Annotated in this window: 17 protein-coding genes; 9 read left to right on the top strand and 8 right to left on the bottom strand. The window is 73.7% G+C overall.

What is annotated here, in order from left to right:
- Positions 1-22: 22 nt before the first annotated feature.
- The 6 genes from QRN56_RS05170 to QRN56_RS05145 form a co-directional block, all read right to left on the bottom strand.
- Positions 23-439 (bottom strand): VOC family protein, encoded by a 417-nt coding sequence (locus QRN56_RS05170; RefSeq protein WP_285101700.1) that lies wholly within the window; start codon positions 437-439, stop codon positions 23-25.
- 185 nt (positions 440-624) lie between these two features.
- Entirely contained in the window at positions 625-1,236 is a 612-nt protein-coding gene (locus tag QRN56_RS05165) for a DinB family protein (RefSeq protein WP_285101699.1), read from the bottom strand.
- Positions 1,237-1,297: 61 nt separating this feature from the next.
- Entirely contained in the window at positions 1,298-1,921 is a 624-nt protein-coding gene (locus QRN56_RS05160; protein ID WP_285101698.1) for a GNAT family N-acetyltransferase, read from the bottom strand.
- Between the two features lie 24 nt (positions 1,922-1,945).
- A complete protein-coding gene (locus QRN56_RS05155; protein WP_285101697.1) occupies positions 1,946-3,100 on the bottom strand; it encodes an RDD family protein in 1,155 nt (384 codons plus the stop codon).
- Positions 3,101-3,139: 39 nt separating this feature from the next.
- Positions 3,140-4,255 carry a mannonate dehydratase gene (locus QRN56_RS05150; protein WP_285101923.1) on the bottom strand — a complete coding sequence of 372 codons (1,116 nt, stop codon included), beginning with the start codon at positions 4,253-4,255 and terminating at the stop codon, positions 3,140-3,142.
- 143 nt (positions 4,256-4,398) lie between these two features.
- Complete coding sequence (locus tag QRN56_RS05145; RefSeq protein ID WP_285101696.1) at positions 4,399-7,377, bottom strand: glycoside hydrolase family 2 TIM barrel-domain containing protein; 2,979 nt, start codon at positions 7,375-7,377, stop codon at positions 4,399-4,401.
- A gap of 103 nt (positions 7,378-7,480) precedes the next feature.
- Between QRN56_RS05145 and QRN56_RS05140 the strand changes: the two genes are divergently transcribed.
- Positions 7,481-7,972 (top strand): nitroreductase family deazaflavin-dependent oxidoreductase, encoded by a 492-nt coding sequence (locus tag QRN56_RS05140; protein WP_285101695.1) that lies wholly within the window; start codon positions 7,481-7,483, stop codon positions 7,970-7,972.
- A 10-nt stretch (positions 7,973-7,982) separates the two neighbouring features.
- On the top strand, positions 7,983-8,312 hold the full coding sequence (locus tag QRN56_RS05135) for a TfoX/Sxy family protein (protein WP_285101694.1): 330 nt from the start codon (positions 7,983-7,985) through the stop codon (positions 8,310-8,312).
- Between the two features lie 8 nt (positions 8,313-8,320).
- Here the strand turns inward: QRN56_RS05135 and QRN56_RS05130 are convergent, their stop codons facing one another.
- Positions 8,321-9,733 carry an aminotransferase-like domain-containing protein gene (locus QRN56_RS05130; protein ID WP_285101693.1) on the bottom strand — a complete coding sequence of 471 codons (1,413 nt, stop codon included), beginning with the start codon at positions 9,731-9,733 and terminating at the stop codon, positions 8,321-8,323.
- Between QRN56_RS05130 and QRN56_RS05125 the strand changes: the two genes are divergently transcribed.
- From QRN56_RS05125 to QRN56_RS05105, 5 genes are all read left to right on the top strand, one after another.
- Positions 9,732-10,661 (top strand): DMT family transporter, encoded by a 930-nt coding sequence (locus tag QRN56_RS05125; RefSeq protein ID WP_285101692.1) that lies wholly within the window; start codon positions 9,732-9,734, stop codon positions 10,659-10,661. The genes QRN56_RS05130 and QRN56_RS05125 overlap by 2 nt on opposite strands.
- Before the next feature lie 64 nt (positions 10,662-10,725).
- A complete protein-coding gene (locus tag QRN56_RS05120) occupies positions 10,726-11,088 on the top strand; it encodes a DUF3817 domain-containing protein (protein ID WP_285101691.1) in 363 nt (120 codons plus the stop codon).
- 43 nt (positions 11,089-11,131) lie between these two features.
- A complete protein-coding gene (locus QRN56_RS05115) occupies positions 11,132-11,638 on the top strand; it encodes a VOC family protein (RefSeq protein WP_285101690.1) in 507 nt (168 codons plus the stop codon).
- Between the two features lie 22 nt (positions 11,639-11,660).
- On the top strand, positions 11,661-12,479 hold the full coding sequence (locus tag QRN56_RS05110) for a MerR family transcriptional regulator (RefSeq protein ID WP_285101689.1): 819 nt from the start codon (positions 11,661-11,663) through the stop codon (positions 12,477-12,479).
- Between the two features lie 425 nt (positions 12,480-12,904).
- Entirely contained in the window at positions 12,905-13,411 is a 507-nt protein-coding gene (locus QRN56_RS05105; protein ID WP_285101688.1) for an FBP domain-containing protein, read from the top strand.
- Between the two features lie 96 nt (positions 13,412-13,507).
- Here the strand turns inward: QRN56_RS05105 and QRN56_RS05100 are convergent, their stop codons facing one another.
- Entirely contained in the window at positions 13,508-13,765 is a 258-nt protein-coding gene (locus QRN56_RS05100; RefSeq protein ID WP_285101687.1) for a hypothetical protein, read from the bottom strand.
- A gap of 91 nt (positions 13,766-13,856) precedes the next feature.
- Between QRN56_RS05100 and QRN56_RS05095 the strand changes: the two genes are divergently transcribed.
- Together QRN56_RS05095 and QRN56_RS05090 are read left to right on the top strand one after the other, a co-directional pair.
- Positions 13,857-14,375: a DinB family protein gene (locus QRN56_RS05095; protein WP_285101686.1), complete on the top strand. Its 519-nt coding sequence runs from the start codon at positions 13,857-13,859 to the stop codon at positions 14,373-14,375.
- 65 nt (positions 14,376-14,440) lie between these two features.
- Positions 14,441-15,208 (top strand): GH25 family lysozyme, encoded by a 768-nt coding sequence (locus QRN56_RS05090; protein WP_285101685.1) that lies wholly within the window; start codon positions 14,441-14,443, stop codon positions 15,206-15,208.
- Positions 15,209-15,221 lie beyond the last annotated feature (13 nt).

Raw genomic sequence — 15,221 nt, 5'->3', positions numbered from 1 at the left:
AGATGCTACCCAGGCGGCGCGGTCAGCCGCCGGGATTTTCGAGGAAGGCCTCCATCCCGCCGCCGTCCGCGAGCCCGATGATGTTGCCCGCCGGGTCGGTGAACCAGGCGCCGTCGCCGCCCTCCATGAACCCGCGCACGATGCCCTTCTCGTCCTGGTCGAAACCCTCGTAGTGCTGGAAGGTCACGCCCTGGGCGGCGAGCTCGTCGACCACCTCGTCGACGTCGTCGACCGTCAGGTGCATGACGGTGAACGGCGCGGGGACGTGGTCGTCCTTCTGGTAGACGAAGACGGCGGCGCCGTCGCCGAGGTCGAGCACGATGCCGGCCCCCTCGTCCAGGGTCGACACGCTCAGCCCGAGCGTGTCGGCGTAGAACGCGCGCGCCGCGTCGATGTCGTTCGCCGCGAACGTCGGCAACACATTTCGTACGTTGACCATGGCTGTCTCACTCCTTCGTGATCACCGGCAACCGCACGGCGGGTTCCCGTCGGGAGCACCGGACCCTTTCCACACTGCCACCGTGGTGCGCGGGCGCAAGCGGCCGACGGGGGTCGGCCCGGACATCACCCGCGGGCGGGCGTGGCCTGTAGCCGGACCGGGCGCCAGGTCGGGACCGACGGCGCCTACTGGCCCACGCGCCCGTCGATGCGTTCGCGCAGGATGTCGGCGTGCCCGCAGTGCCGCGCGTACTCGACGATCTGCGACACGATGCCGTCCCGGAGCTGGAGGTCCCCGCCGTCGGGCCCGAGGTCGGAGGCGCCGACGTTCCAGCTCTCGAGGTCGGTGACGGTGTCGAGGTAGCGGTCGGTGGCCGCCATCTCGGTGTGCCACTGCCGCCAGGCGTCCTGGGCGACGGCCGGGTCCGCGACGGCGCCGTTCCAGTCGGCGTCGCGGTCGTCGTCGGTCCGGTAGAGCGGCGGCGCGTCCTCACCGGCCATCACCCGCCGCAGGTGCCGTTCCCCGTCGGCGAGGTGCCGCACCAGCCCGAGCAGGGACATGGTGGACGGCGGCGCGGACCGGCGGGCGAGCTGCTCGGCGTCGAGCCCCGTGCACTTGAGCTCCAGGGTGAGCCGGTAGTAGCGGAGGTAGTCGAGCAGCATGGCGCGCTCGTCGCCGGGCGGGACGTCGGTCTCGCGGGGGTCGTCGTCGGGGTCCACCCACATGTCGGGGAAGACGGTCGACCCGGTCCACCGGGTCGCTGGAGGCGCTTCGGCGTCGTGCTCCGTGGGTTCCATACGATCCAGGGTGGACCGTGCCGGAGCCTCGGGCCACGGGATTTTCCGCCGGGCCGCCCGGCTAGGGCGCGGTCCCGGCCGATGCCCGCATCACGGCCCGCCGCTCCGTGGGCCGGCTGACCTCGACGAATCCGGCGGCCTCGAACATGCCGACGGTTCCGACGTAGAGGTCGCCGCTCCCCACCTTCCCGTCGGGACGGGGCAGCAGCGGGTAGCCCTCGACCGCCGTCGCGCCGCGGTCCCGCGCGAAGCCGAGCGCGGCCCGTGCCAGGGCGGTCCCGATCCCTTGCCGACGGTGGCCTTTCCGGGTGACGAAGCAGGTCACGGACCACACGGTCGCGTCGTCGCGGTCCTCGTCCCGGCCGGTCCAGACCAGGCGGGACGTACGCAGCCGCGGGTACGCGGTCCGCGGTTCGACGGCGCACCAGCCCACGGGCTCACCGTCCAGGTAGGCGACGAGTCCGGTGGTCGACGCCGCCTGCGCGTCCCCGCACCCGGTCTGCTCCGCGAGCGCGCGCTGCCGTTCCGGGCCGCCGAGGGCGTCGAACTCCGCGTTGGTGAACTTGAACCACTGGCACTGGCACCACTGCGGGGTGCCGCGCTCCCCGAACACCGCCTGGAGGTCGTCCCACGACACCTCGTTGGCGGGGTGGACGACGATCTCACGCGGTTGCGTCGCGGTCATGCGGCCAGGGTAGAGGGCGCCCGGCTAGGGCGCGGTCCAGGCCGCCGCGCCGCCGCACGCCGCGAGCTCCTCGCCGTCGGCGAGGACGCGCACGTCGAACCACGTGCCGGCGGCGACGTCGAGGTCGGAGCCCGGTGCGGTGAGGTTGACCTCGGCGTCGTGCCGGTCCTCGTCGGCCGAGATGGTCCGGGTGTGCGTGAACCCGGCGTCGTCCTCCCGGGCGTCGACGCTGCCCGTGCCGATGTCCCAGGACCGGGAGACCATCGGTTCCTCGCCGGCTCCCGGCCGGACGTCGAGCTCGACCCGGTACCCGGTGTCGCGCGCCGACGGGTCGCTGGCCCACGCGATCGTCGCGCCCGGGCTCACCGAACGGGTCTCCCGGACGGTCCACAGCCGGCGCTCCCGGTTGATCGACACGGACGCGGCCGGCGTGATCTCTCCGCCGGTCAGGGCTGGTCCGGCGTGCTCCAGCTCGCACAGGGGCTCGCCGACCAGGCTCTCACCGCTCCCGCTGCTGATCGGCACGCAGTAGCCGATCCCGAGCACGCAGGTGACTGCCGCCGCCACGTGCACGGCGACGCGCGACCGCCGCGGGAGGTCGGGCACCTCGCGCACCACGACGGTCCGCACGATCGAGTCGGCGAAGGTCTGCCGCCTCGCGTGCCAGAGGGGTCGCAGGTAGCCGATCAGGAGGATCGCGTCGAGCACGTGCAGCACCCAGCGCGCCGACGTCCGCCACAGCCCGGCCGGCCGGTGGTCGTCCTCGCGGACCACCCTGATGCCGGTCACGAGCCTGCCCGGGGTCCAGCCCGTCAGCGCCTGGAGCACCAGCAGGGCCACGAGGGCCGCGACCGGAACGAGGACCAGGGGACCGCTCGACCAGCTCTCGGTGCCGGCCGCGCCGAGCACGGGTGTGAGCGTGACGGGAGCGAACCCCACGCCGAGCGCCAGCCAGGTGACACCGGCCAGGATCGCGTCGTCGAGGATCGCCGCGACGACGCGCTGTCCCCACGAGGCATACGCCGGCCCGTCGACGGCGGTCGGCGGCCCGGGCGCGACGTCGGGCGCTACGGCCACCCCAGACGGCGCGACGGCCACCCCCGACGGCGCGGCGTCCGGCGACGCGCCGCCGCCGGACGCGGACCCGTCGCCGGCCCTGGACCCTGCGCTGCTCACCATCCCTGGATCATGGCAGCGCGGGTGCCCGTCCGCCAGGAATCACGCCTGGTAGCGGTACGCGTCCCAGGCGCCGAGGAGGTACTGGATGCCCAGCGCCCGGTCGTACAGCCCGTACCCGGGGCGAGGCTTGTTCGTGGTGTTCTCGTCCCACAGGTGGCGGCCGTGGTCGGGCCGGATGTAGCCCTGGTAGTTCGCCTCGGCGTACGCCTTCATGATGCCGGTGGTGTCGACGCTGCCCTCGCACGCGCGGTGCGCCACCTCGGTGAAGTCCCCGTTGTCGAAGTGCTTGATGTTGCGCACGTGCGAGAAGTGGATGCGGTCCATGAACGTCTTGACCGCGTCGACGGGGTCCTGCTCCGGGTTGGCCGAGAAGCTGCCCAGGCAGAGCGTCAGGCCGTTGTACGGGCTCGGGTTCAGGTCGAGCACGCGCGCGATGCCCTCCTTGGTCGAGACCACGCGCGGCCAGCCGAAGACGTCGAAGGGCGGGTCGTCCGGGTGCACGCCGAGCTTCACGTCGACCTCCTCGCAGGTGGGGATCACCGCGTCGAGGAAGTACTTGTAGTTCGCGTACATGTCGTCGTGCGTCACGCCCTCGTACGCGGCGTTGAGCTCGCTGAAGCTCGCCAGCCGCTCCGGCTCCCAGCCCGGGAGGGTCAGGCCGTGGGTGTTGGCCTCCATGTCGGCGATCAGGCTCTCGGGCGACATCTTGTCGACCACGGCCTTCTCGTAGAACAGCGCGGTCGAGCCGTCGGGCAGCGGGTGCCACAGGTCGGTGCGCAGCCAGTCGAAGACCGGCATGAAGTTGTAGCAGACCACCTTCACGCCCGACTGCCCCAGGCGGCGGATCGTCGTGATGTAGTTCTCGATCGCCTCGTCGCGGCTCAGCCCGAGCACGGTGCGGCCGAGCTTGATCGACTCGTGCACGTTGACGGACTCGACCACCTCGGCGTCGAAGGTCTTCGTGATGCCCTGGGCGCGCGCCGCGTCGGACAGGCCCGTGATCTTCGCGATCTCGGCGTCGATCTCCGCCTGCTCCCACACCTCACCGGCCTGCTTGTGGTGCAGGCTCCACACGATGGTCTCCACGCCAGGGATCTGGCGCACGTGATCCAGGGTCACGGTGTCGTTGCCCTCGCCGTACCAGCGGAAGCCCATCTTCACAGCGGTTCTCCTCGTCGTCGTTGTCCAGCCGCTCTTGTATACATCATGCCCGCCCCGGCGGGCGGGGCGGGCACGATGCTCACGGAGTGGTTGGCGGGATGGTTCGCGGAGCGCCTCCGGAGGGCGCCCCGGACGGCTCAGAGAGCCGTGAGACGCAGCCGCATCCGAACCGGTGCGGCGTGCAGCTGGGCGTTCGGCAGCACCCCCGGCCCGCAGGCCGCGCTGCCCACGCCGTGCTGGGCGGCGTCGACGTGCAGCCACAGCCGGCCGTCCGGCACGAGCTCGTGCGGGTGCGCCGCACGGTCGAGCGCCTCGTCGGACCACGGCCGCAGCGACAGCTCGAACCCGACCTGCGGCCGGCCCCCGACGGTCAGCTCGCCCGAGTCGATCCGCAGCCCGGAGCCGTCCGCGAACGACACGGCCGCGCTCGTGACGCCGCGCCGGGCCCCGTTCTCCTGCGGGTGCGTGTACCGGGTCTGCCAGTCGGCGACCGTGTGCTCCCACGCGCCCCCGAGCGCCGCCACCTTCGAGTCCGCGTACGACTCGTCCGGGCCGAGGCCGGTCCAGCGCACGCCGGCCTCCGCGGCCCGCGGCTCGTCGAGGGCCAACAGCAGGCCGAGCCGCGCGACGCTCTGCGGCGACGGACCCTCCGGCCGGAGGTCGAGGATCAGATCCACGGCGTCCGGCGCGTCGGTCACCGGCTGCCAGCGGTAGCGCGTGGCAAGACCCGTACGGATCGCCGGTCCTGCAACACGCCCGTCGATCTCCAGCGCCCCGTCGTCCGTGACCCCGACGCCGGCGATGCGCTCACCGAGCAGGGTCAGACCTGCCCGGTGCCAGACCTGCGCGTCGGACCGCTCCCCTCGGCCGGGGCGGCGGTCGTTGTCAGTCGAGGCCCGCCAGGCGTCGGCGCGGAAGACGTGCACCGCACGGCCGCCGAGCTCCTGGAGGCCACCCCGGCTGTCGAACCGGGCCGGACCGGCCCGGAACCCGCCGTCGGCCTCCACCGTGACCCGGCCGGCCGGAGCCGCGAGCGGCGCAGGCTCCACGAGAAGGAGCTGACCCGCGCCGAGCACGAAGCCAGGCTCCAGCCACCCGTCCTCGAGCGCGTCCGGCTTCTCCTGGACCGCGCGCAACGTCCACCAGACCGGCGCGTCGCCGGGCTCGGGCAGGGCGAGGTCCGCCGGCGGCCGGACGACGGCCTCGGTACCGGCGTCGAGTGCCAGCTCGAGGGTCCCGGCCGCGAGCTCCTCGTCGCCGCGGTGCAGCGTCCAGCGGAGCTCCGCGTGGCTCGTGTCCCTGAAGACGTAACGGTTGCGGACCAGCAGCGAGCCGTCGTCCCGGGCGTCGATGCGGATCGGGGCGAACACCGCCGCCGTCTCCAGCAGCCCCGGCGAGGGCGTGCGGTCCGGCAGGAGCAGGCCGTCCGCGATGAACGTGCCGTCGTGGAGACGTTCACCGAAGTCGCCGCCGTACGCCGAGAACAGGACACCGTCGTCGTCGGTGCGGGTCAGGCCGTGGTCGATCCACTCCCAGATGAAGCCGCCGAGCAGGCGCGGGTACCGGTCGAAGAGGGCGTCGTAGTCGGCGAGGCCGCCCGGACCGTTGCCCATCGCGTGCGCGTACTCGCACTGGAGGAACGGCATGGCCCGGCGGCGGACGTCGGCGTCGGCGCGCTCGAACGGCGGCTCGATGCCCTGGCCGATGAGATCGACCTCCTCGCTCTCGGCGTACATCCGGGAGTACACGTCGACGTGGTCGCTCGACCGGTCGCCCTCGTAGTGGACGGGACGTGCCGGGTCGAGCGTGCGGATGGCGCCGGCCATCGCGGCGAGGTTGCGGCCGACCCCGGCCTCGTTGCCGAGCGACCACATGATGATGCTCGCGTGATGGGCGTCGCGGCGCACCATCCGGGTCACCCGGTCCACGAGCACCTCGGTCCACTCGGGGTCGTCGACCGGGTTGCCGACCCAGCCGTCGACCTCGAACCCGTGCGTCTCCAGGTCGTTCTCGTCGATGACGTAGAGCCCGTGGCGGTCGCACAGGTCGAGGAAGTGCGGGTGCGGCGGGTAGTGGCTCGTCCGGACGGCGTTGATGTGGTGCCGCTTCATGAGCAGCACGTCCTCGAGCATCCGCTCGGGTGTCACCGAGCGCCCGCGCAGCGGGTCGAACTCGTGCCGGTTGACGCCACGGAGCTTGATGGGCCGCCCGTTGACGAGGAACACGCCGTCCTCGATCGAGATGGTGCGGAAGCCGACGGCGAGCGTCACCGTCTCGGTGTCCGTGGTGACGACGACGTCGTAGAGCCGCGGCCGCTCGGCGCTCCACGGCTCGACGGCCGCGCGCAGCTCCTCGCCAGCCGCTCCCTCGACGCCCAGCTCCGGCACCACGACCCGCGCGGCGACGGCGTCCGCGCCGGGCAGGATCGTCGCGGCGTCCACGCGCAGCGTGCCGACGCCGGTCACGTGGTCGTAGTCCGCATGCACACGGATGTCGTCGAGGGCACCGTCCGGGCGGTGCTCCAGCGTGACGCCGCGGAAGATGCCCGAGAGCCACCACTGGTCCTGGTCCTCGATGTACGACATGGCCGACCACTGGGTGACGCGGACGGCCAGCAGGTGCTCGCCGCCCTGCCGCAGCCGACCCGTGAGATCGATCTCCGTGGGCAGGCGAGAGCCGTGCGACGTGGCGAGCAGCTCGCCGTCGAGCGCCACCTGGAACCAGGAGTCCACGCCCTCGAACCGCAGCAGCGTGCGGCCGCCGTCCGGCCAGTCGGCGGGCAGCCGCAGCGTGGTGCGGTACTCGCCCGTCGGGTTGTCGTCCGGCACGTGCGGCGGCTCGACCGGGAACGGGAACAGGACGTTGGTGTAGGCGGGCGTTCCGTATGGCCAGGCGTCCGGGGCTCCGGCGAGCTGCCAGTGCCCGGGTACGGACACACGGTCCCAGTCGTCGCCGGGTTCCGCACGGTCCACGCCTGTGTCGGGGCGCGGGAACAACCGGAACCGCCACTCGCCGTCGAGCGAGACGGCGGCGGCGCTGGAGGCGCCGGCCGGAGGGCGGAATCGCGGTGCGACGACACCGTCCGGCGTGGCGACGGACTCGTGGGTGATGGTCATGACTCCTCCAGCGGCGTCGGGTGGGGAAGCGCGAGCGAGCGCCGGTCGCGACGGTACCCCGCCTCGTCCTGCCGGCTGCCTCCCGTTGTCAGATCATGGACAGATGGCCAGCTTGCTGCACGCCGTCCGCTCCCTCGTCGCACCGCTGACGCGCACGCGGCTCTTCCGCGCCGCCGGCCCCGTGGTGCTGCCGCCCGCCGAGCGCGCGCTCGCCTGGGCCTCCGGCGGCCGGCTGCAGATCAGCGCGTTGCTGGTGCCGTCCCTGGTGCTGCACTCGACCGGGGCGCGGTCGGGCAAGCGGCGCGACACCTACCTCATGTACACGCCCGACGGGCGGGGCCGGGGAATCGTCGCGGGCTCGGCGTTCGCCCAGGGCCGGCACCCCGCGTGGACGTACAACCTGCTGGCCCACCCGGACGCGAGCATCAGCGTGCACGGCCGCCGCATCCCGGTGCGCGCGACGCTCGTGGAGGACGGCGAGCGCGACGCGGTCTGGGCGCAGATCGAGAGGCAGTGGCCGGGCTACCGCCAGTACGAGCGGGCGTCCGGCCGGGTGGTACGCCTCTTCCGGCTGGAGCGGCCGGACCGGGCGTAGCCTCGTCGGCATGGCTTACGACCTGGAGCTGGCCGACGAGATCCGGCACGCCCTGGCCGGCGAGGACGGGCTGTCCGAGCGGCGTATGTTCGGCGGGCTGTCGTTCCTGGTGGGCGGCAACCTCGCCGTGGCGGTGCGCGGCGACGGGCTGCTGGTCCGGGTCGGGGCCGACGACGCCGAGAAGCTGGCGCGCACCACGGCGGCCCAGCGCGCGGTGATGGGCGCCCGCGTGATGGCGGGCTGGCTGGACGTCCCGGCGGACGCCGTCGCGACCGAGGCCGAGCTCGGCACATGGGTGCGGCGTGGGGTGAGCTGGGCCCGGACGCTGCCGGCCAATTAGCGCTTCCGTCAGCCCTGCTGCCGCGCCAGCATCTCGCCGATCACGCGCGCGCCCTCCGGGAACGCGCCCGGGTTCGGCCCCGAGTAGTTGAGCCGCAGGTAGGCGCCGGTCGGCTCGGCCGGGAACCACTCGTCGCCCGCCGCGATGATCACGCCCGCCGCCTCGCAGTCCCGGACCAGGCGGGCGACGTCCGTCGTGTCGGGGAACCGCACCCAGAGGTTCAGGCCGCCCCGGGGCACCGACTCGACGCGCGCCTCCGGGACGTGCTCCCGCAGCGCACCGAGCAGCAGGTCACGCCGGCCCGCGAGCTGCTGGCGCAGCCCGCGCAGGTGGGTGCGCCAGGCGGGCTGGGTCACGACGTCGAGCGCGACGGCCTGCAGCATGCCGCTCACGTACATGGACTCGGCCTGGGCGCCGGCGAGGATGCGGTCGCGGGCCGGTCCCCGGGCGACGAGCCCCGCGACCCGCACCGCCGGCGAGACGCTCTTGGCCAGGGAACGCAGGTAGACCACGTGGCCGTTGTCGTCTCGGGTCGCGAGCGGCACCACGTCCTCGGCGATGCCGAAGTCGTGTGCCCAGTCGTCCTCGATCACGTACGCGCCGTGCTGCCGCGCGAGCCGGAGCACCTCGTCGGAGAGCGCGGCCGTCCAGCGGGCCCCGCTCGGGTTGGCGAAGTGGGGCTGCGCGTACAGGGCGCGCGCCCCGGTCTGCTCGAACGCGCGCGCGAGCGCCTCCGGGTCCGGGCCCTCGGGACCGCTGGGCACGGGGACGACCCGCACCCCGACCTGGTCGGCCGCGAGCAGGGCGCCCCAGTAGGTGGGCGACTCCACCAGCAGGGGCCGGCCCTCACCGACCAGGGCACGGAAGGTGATGCTGAGGCTGCTCTGGCTGCCGGGGAAGACGACGACGTCGCTCGGCGCGGGCGGCGCGACGCCGACGGGCGCCGCGGCACCCACCTCGGCCGCGAACCAGGCCTGCAGCTCCGGGACCCCGGCGGCGGGCGACCGCGTCACGGCGGCCTCGCTGCGCGCCGCCCGGGTGAAGGCGGCGCGGACCAGACGCTCGGGCAGCAACTCGCGGTCCGGGTATCCCGAGTGCAGCGCGATGACGTCGTTCGGGACGGTGTGCTGGGCCCGGGACAGCTGCTGGGCGGGCTGCTGGCGGGGGCCGAGCGCCGCCGTCTGCCAGCCGAAGTCGTGGGGGCGGGCCACGCGCACGGCCCGGACGAACGTGCCGATCCCCGGCCTGGTCTCCACCACGCCCTGCGCCACCAGGGTGCGCAGCGCCTTCTGCACCGTGACCGGGCTCGCCCCGTAGCGGGCCACGAGCTCCCTGCTGGACGGCAGCCGCGCGCCGGGGGCCGCCGCCGCGATCCAGTCGTGCAGGCCGGCGACGATCCGTCCGCTGCTATCGTCATACATGACAGCCAACAGTAGCGCTACCCTCACGACGGACCGCCCGCTATCGGCCTCCCGCGCCGGACTCTGGTGGGGGCTCCTCGGGGTGCTGGCCTTCTCGTTCACCCTCCCGTTCACCCGCGTGGTCGTCGGCGACGGCGCCATGTCGCCGCTGTTCGTGTCGTGCGGGCGCGCGGTCGTGGCCGCGGTGCTGGCGTCGGCCGCGCTCGTGATCACCCGGCAGCGCCGGCCCAGCGGTCGCCAGTGGGCGCGGCTCGCCGTCGTCGCGGCCGGTGTGGTCGTCGGCTTCCCGGTGCTGACCTCGTTCGCGCTGACCACCGCGTCGGCCGGCCACGCCGCCGTCGTGATCGCCCTGCTGCCCGCCGCCACCGCGGCGCTGGTGGTGCTGCGCGGGCACGAGCGGCCCCGGGCGTCGTTCTGGGTGATGGCCGCTCTGGGCGCGGTCGCGGCGATCACGTTCGCCTCGGTCCAGGGCGACGGGTTCGGTGGCCTGCACGGGTCGGACCTGCTCCTGCTCGCCGCCGTGGCCGCGTGCGGGTTCGGCTACGCGGAGGGCGGGCTGCTCTCGCGCGAGCTCGGTTCGTGGCAGACGATCTCCTGGGCCCTGGTGCTCGCCGCGGTGCCGATGGCGCTGCTCACCACGGTCGCGGTGGTGCGGCAGCCGCCGTCGGGCTCGCCGCTCGACTGGGCGCTGTTCGGCTACCTGGGGGCCGTGAGCATGTTCCTGGGCTTCGTCGCCTGGTACCGCGGCCTCGCGATCGGCCCGATGGCGCAGGTCAGCCAGGTGCAGCTGGTCCAGCCCGTGCTGGGCATCGCCTGGGCGGCGCTGCTCCTGCACGAGCAGATCGGCTGGCCCACGGCGCTCGGCGGGGCGGCCGTCATCCTCTGCGCCGGCGTCGCCGTCCGGTCGCGCCTGCGCCAGCCCGGCTGAGGCGCACCGTCCGGCGTCGGGCAGACTGGGCGCACACCCCGACCATCCTCCGGAAGGATCCCGCATGCCCCCGATGTCCCGTCTGGGCCGCCTGTTCGCCGCCGTCGCCTGGATCGAGGCGTTCACCTGGGCCGGACTGCTGGTCGGGATGTTCCTCAAGTACGTCACCGAGACGACCGAGGCCGGGGTGTGGCTGTTCGGCCGCCTGCACGGCGGGGCGTTCGTGCTCTTCGTCGTGGTCACGCTGATCGCGGCCGTGCGGCTGCGGTGGGGCTGGTTCCGGACGCTCGTGGCGCTGGCCTCGGCGGTCCCGCCGCTGACCACGCTGCTCGCCGAGTGGTGGCTCAAGCGGACGGGCCACCTCGCCGACCCCGCCGAGCGGAAGGCCGTGCGGACGCCGGACGCGGAGCTGCAACCCACGCGGTGACGCCACTTGAACCTCACGTCGCGTGAGGGTCCAGCCTGGCGTCATGATCAACACCTACCCCGCGTTCGACGTCAGCCCCGTCCCCGTTCCCGGCCCGGACGCCCGGGCTCCCGAGCCGTTCCACGGCATCTACGGCATGCCTATGTTCGTCTCGGTGCCCACCGCCGACCTGGCCGCGTCCACGGACTTCTGGGTGCGCGGGCTCGGCTTCTTCGAGCTCTTCTCCGTCCCCGGCCAGGTGGTCCACCTGCGCCGCTGGACGTTCCAGGACGTCCTGCTGGTCCCGACGGGCCGGCCGGGCGAGGCGCCCGCGCTGGGCGTGAGCTTCTCGTGCGTGCTCGACCAGGTCGAGGAGATCGCCGCGGCCTGCGAGAAGGTGCTGCCCGGCAGCACCACCGGACCGCGGACGATGCCCTGGGGCTCGGTCGAGCTGGAGGTCGTCACGCCCGAGAACGCGCGGGTGGTCATGACGGCCGCCCGGCCGTACGACCCGGACAGCGCCGTGGCCCAGAACCTGCGGGACATGGGGATCGAGGGACCCGCGGTGTGATCCGCCTGCGAGACTGGGCGGGATGACGTACGCGAGCGCCACCGACGCGGTGCCGCCGGACGGGCTGACCGTCGGCGGCGCCGCGTCCGTCGTGGGCGTCACGGTGCGGACGCTGCACCACTGGGACGAGACGGGACTCGCCCGCCCGTCGCAGCGCACGACCGGCGGGCACCGGCTCTACGACGCCGCCGACGTCGCCCGGCTGCACCGGGTGCGCCTCTACCGTGAGCTGGGCCTGCCGGTGGCGGACATCGCGGCGCTCCTGGACGCGCCGACCGACGACGCCGAGCAGTCCCTGCGTCGGCAACGGGACGAGGTGCGCGAGCACATCGCGCGCCTGCAGCGGTCGGCGGACGCGCTGGACCGGATGATCGAGGCGCGCCGGTCCGGCGTGCTGCTCTCCGCCGAGGAGCAGGTGGCGATCTTCGGCGCGGCCTGGCAGCCGTCCTGGCCGGTTCAGGCACGGGAACGCTGGGGCGACAGCGAGCAGTGGGCGCAGTACGCCGAACGGTCGGCCGAGCGTGGTCCCGAGGACTGGCGGCTGATCGTCGAGGCCCTCGGGGCGCTGCACGCGGACCTCGCCGCGGCCGTGCGCAGCGGCGTCCGGCCCGGGAGCGAACAGGCGAACGTCCTGGCCGAGCGGCACCGGGCCTCGATGGGGGCCTACTTCGACTGCACGCACTCGATGCAGGTCTGCCTGGCCCGCTCGTACGTCGAGGACCCGGGATTCCGGTCCTTCTACGACGGCATCGAGCAGGGTCTCGCCGAGTGGCTCCGCGACGTGGTCGACGCGAACGCCCGGGCCCACGGCGTCGACCCGGCGACCGCTACCTGGGCCTGACCCCGCGCACGGGCCCTGACGGCTCGGCCTGTGTCGAAAAGCACGTGTGGCACACCGGGTCGTTGTCGTAGCATCGAGCGGTCGGCTGTGTGGCGAGCTCGCCCGGCCGGCGCACCGGACACCACGAGGAGCGAGAGATGCGGGTATTCACCGCGGGATGCGGGGCGGCCGTCGCGGCCTGCTCGGGCGGCGTCCTGACCCGCGCTAAAGCTCGCTGACCTGGCACTACGCCGTACCGCACCGACCGCTCGCGCGGTAGTGCGCGCTGCGGCCAGGCGTCGGAGGGCGGGCGCGGCATCGTCCCCTGCCCTGCCGCCCGCCGGCCCGGTGACCGATCCGCTTCGGTGACCGTGGCGCCGTCGTGCACTCGCGCGACCGTGAACGCCGGCCGGTGGCCTCCGCACGACCGGAAGCCGAGAAACCTGATGAACCCCCTGACCGAGAAGCAGATCCGCGCGTCCTTCCAGAACGCGAGCAAGCGGGAGGCCGCGCAGGCGACCCTCCCCGACCTCGACACCCTCGACTGGGAGCGCCTCGACTACCTCGGATGGCGCGACCGCAAGGCGCCGCTGTCCGCGTACGTGGTGCTCGAGCTCGACGGCGTACCGACCGGGGTGCTGCTGCGCGCCGCCGACGCCAAGGCGGGCGGCAAGCGCACCAAGGGCGTGTGCGCCTGGTGCGAGGACGTCGTCGTCACCGAGGACGTCTCCCTGTACGTCGCCCGCCGCGGCGGCGCGTCCGGACGCAACGGCAACACGATCGGGACGCTGATCTGCACCGAGTTCGCCTGCTCCCGCAACGTGCGGCGCACGCCCACGTTCACCGAGGCCGGCAACGACCCGGCCGTGCGTGAGCTGATCACCGACCGCCGCATCGCCGGTCTGCGCGAACGCGCCGCTCGGTTCGTGGCAGAGGTCGGCAGTACGCGCTGACCTTCGCGTCGGGCGCACAGGTCCCGCGGGCCTGTGCGTCCGACATCCGCGGGTGCTGCTGCCGGGACGCCCGGACCCAGGCGCACCTGTGCCGGCTCACGCCGCCACGCCGTCCTCGGCCCGGAGGCGTGCGGCGGCCGCTATCGCGGCCTCGCACCACACGACGGCGGGCCGGTCGACGGCGCCGCGCATCACGATCTGGCGGCACAGCTCGCCCAGGCCCTCGGTCGCCGCCCGCTCGGCGTCCACCCCGGGGAACATCCGGTGCACGGAGAAGACGACGGCGCGGCGGTGCGCGGCCCACTCCGAGGGGTTCGAGGCCAGTCCGTAGGTCCTGCTCTTCGTCGCGGTCATGCCCTACAGACGCGGCGACCCGGCCGATGTCACAGCACTTCGGCAACTTCCTTCGGAGCTGTCTGCCGGCGTGGCGACGTAACCTCGCCACGTGCCCCTCTCCGACCGCGAGCCCCGCCTCGACTCCGCCGACACCCCGGTCCTGTTCACCGCCTACCTGGACTACTACCGGCAGGCCGTGGACCGGAAGGTGCGCGGCCTGTCCGACGCCGACCTGCGCACCTCCCGGCTGCCGTCCGGCTGGTCGCCGCTCGAGCTCCTGATCCACCTGGTGCACATGGAGCGCCGCTGGTTCCGGTGGGGTTTTCTGGGCGAGCAGGTGGACCGGCCCTGGGGCGACCACGCAGGCCAGGACCCGCACGGGCCGTGGGCGGTGCCCGACGGCGTGGGCCCGGACGAGCTCCTCACCGCGCTGCACGCCGGGGGCGAGGCGACGCGCGAGGTGCTCGCCACCCACGACCTCGCGGAGCACGGGGCGCTCGGCGGCCGGTTCACCGAGGACCCGCCCACGCTCGCCTGGATCTGCTTCCACGTGCTGCAGGAGTACGCCCGCCACGCGGGGCACCTGGACATCGCCGCCGAGATCGCGGGTGGCGCGACGGGCGAGTAGCCGCCCGCACACGACCTGCACGGATGTTCGCCGTGGCGCACGCATCCCGCGACTAGCCTCCGGACATGCGCATCCCCGCCGAACGCCGTCCGTCCAGGTCAGCACTGCGCACAGCCCTGTGGACGACGGCGGCCGGGGTGGCCGTCGTCGCCGTCCTCGGCGTGCTCGTGGCGACCGGGACCGCCTGGCCCAACCGGATCCCGGCCGCGGCCTACGAGGTGCGAGGCGTGGACGTCTCGCACTACCAGGGCGAGATCGACTGGGACGTGCTCGCCGCGCAGGACCTCGACTTCGCGTGGATCAAGGCCACCGAGGGCGCGTCGCACACCGACCCCCGGTTCGCGGAGAACTGGGCGGCCGCGACCCGGACGGACCTGCTCGTGGGCGCCTACCACTTCATGAGCTTCGAGAGCCCGGGGGCGGAGCAGGCCGCGCACCTCGCGAGCGCGGTGCCCGCGACCCCGGGCACGCTCCCACCCGTCGTCGACCTCGAGTTCTACGGCGCCTACTTCGACGACCCGCCGGCGCCGGAGCGGGTGCGCGCGATCCTCGATCCCCTGGTCGCGGGCATCGAGGAGCACTACGGCGTGCCGCCGATCGTGTACGCGACCGAGGAGGCGTACGACCTCTACCTCGCGGACCGCTACCCCGACCTGCCGGTCTGGATCCGGTCGGTCGTGTGGACGCCCCGGCTGTCCGACGGTCGCGACTGGACCGTCTGGCAGTACTCGAACCGCGACCGGCTGCCCGGGTACGACGGCGAGGAGCCGTACATCGACCTCAACGTCTTCGCGGGCACGCGCGACGAGCTGGCAGACCTCACGCTGCCGTGACCACCCTCCCCCG

This window comes from Promicromonospora sp. MEB111 (assembly GCF_030209445.1).
Taxonomy (GTDB): Bacteria; Actinomycetota; Actinomycetes; order Actinomycetales; family Cellulomonadaceae; genus Promicromonospora.
The sequence above is the reverse complement of the archived record's forward strand: the minus strand, read 5'-3'. Positions and strand labels throughout refer to the sequence as shown.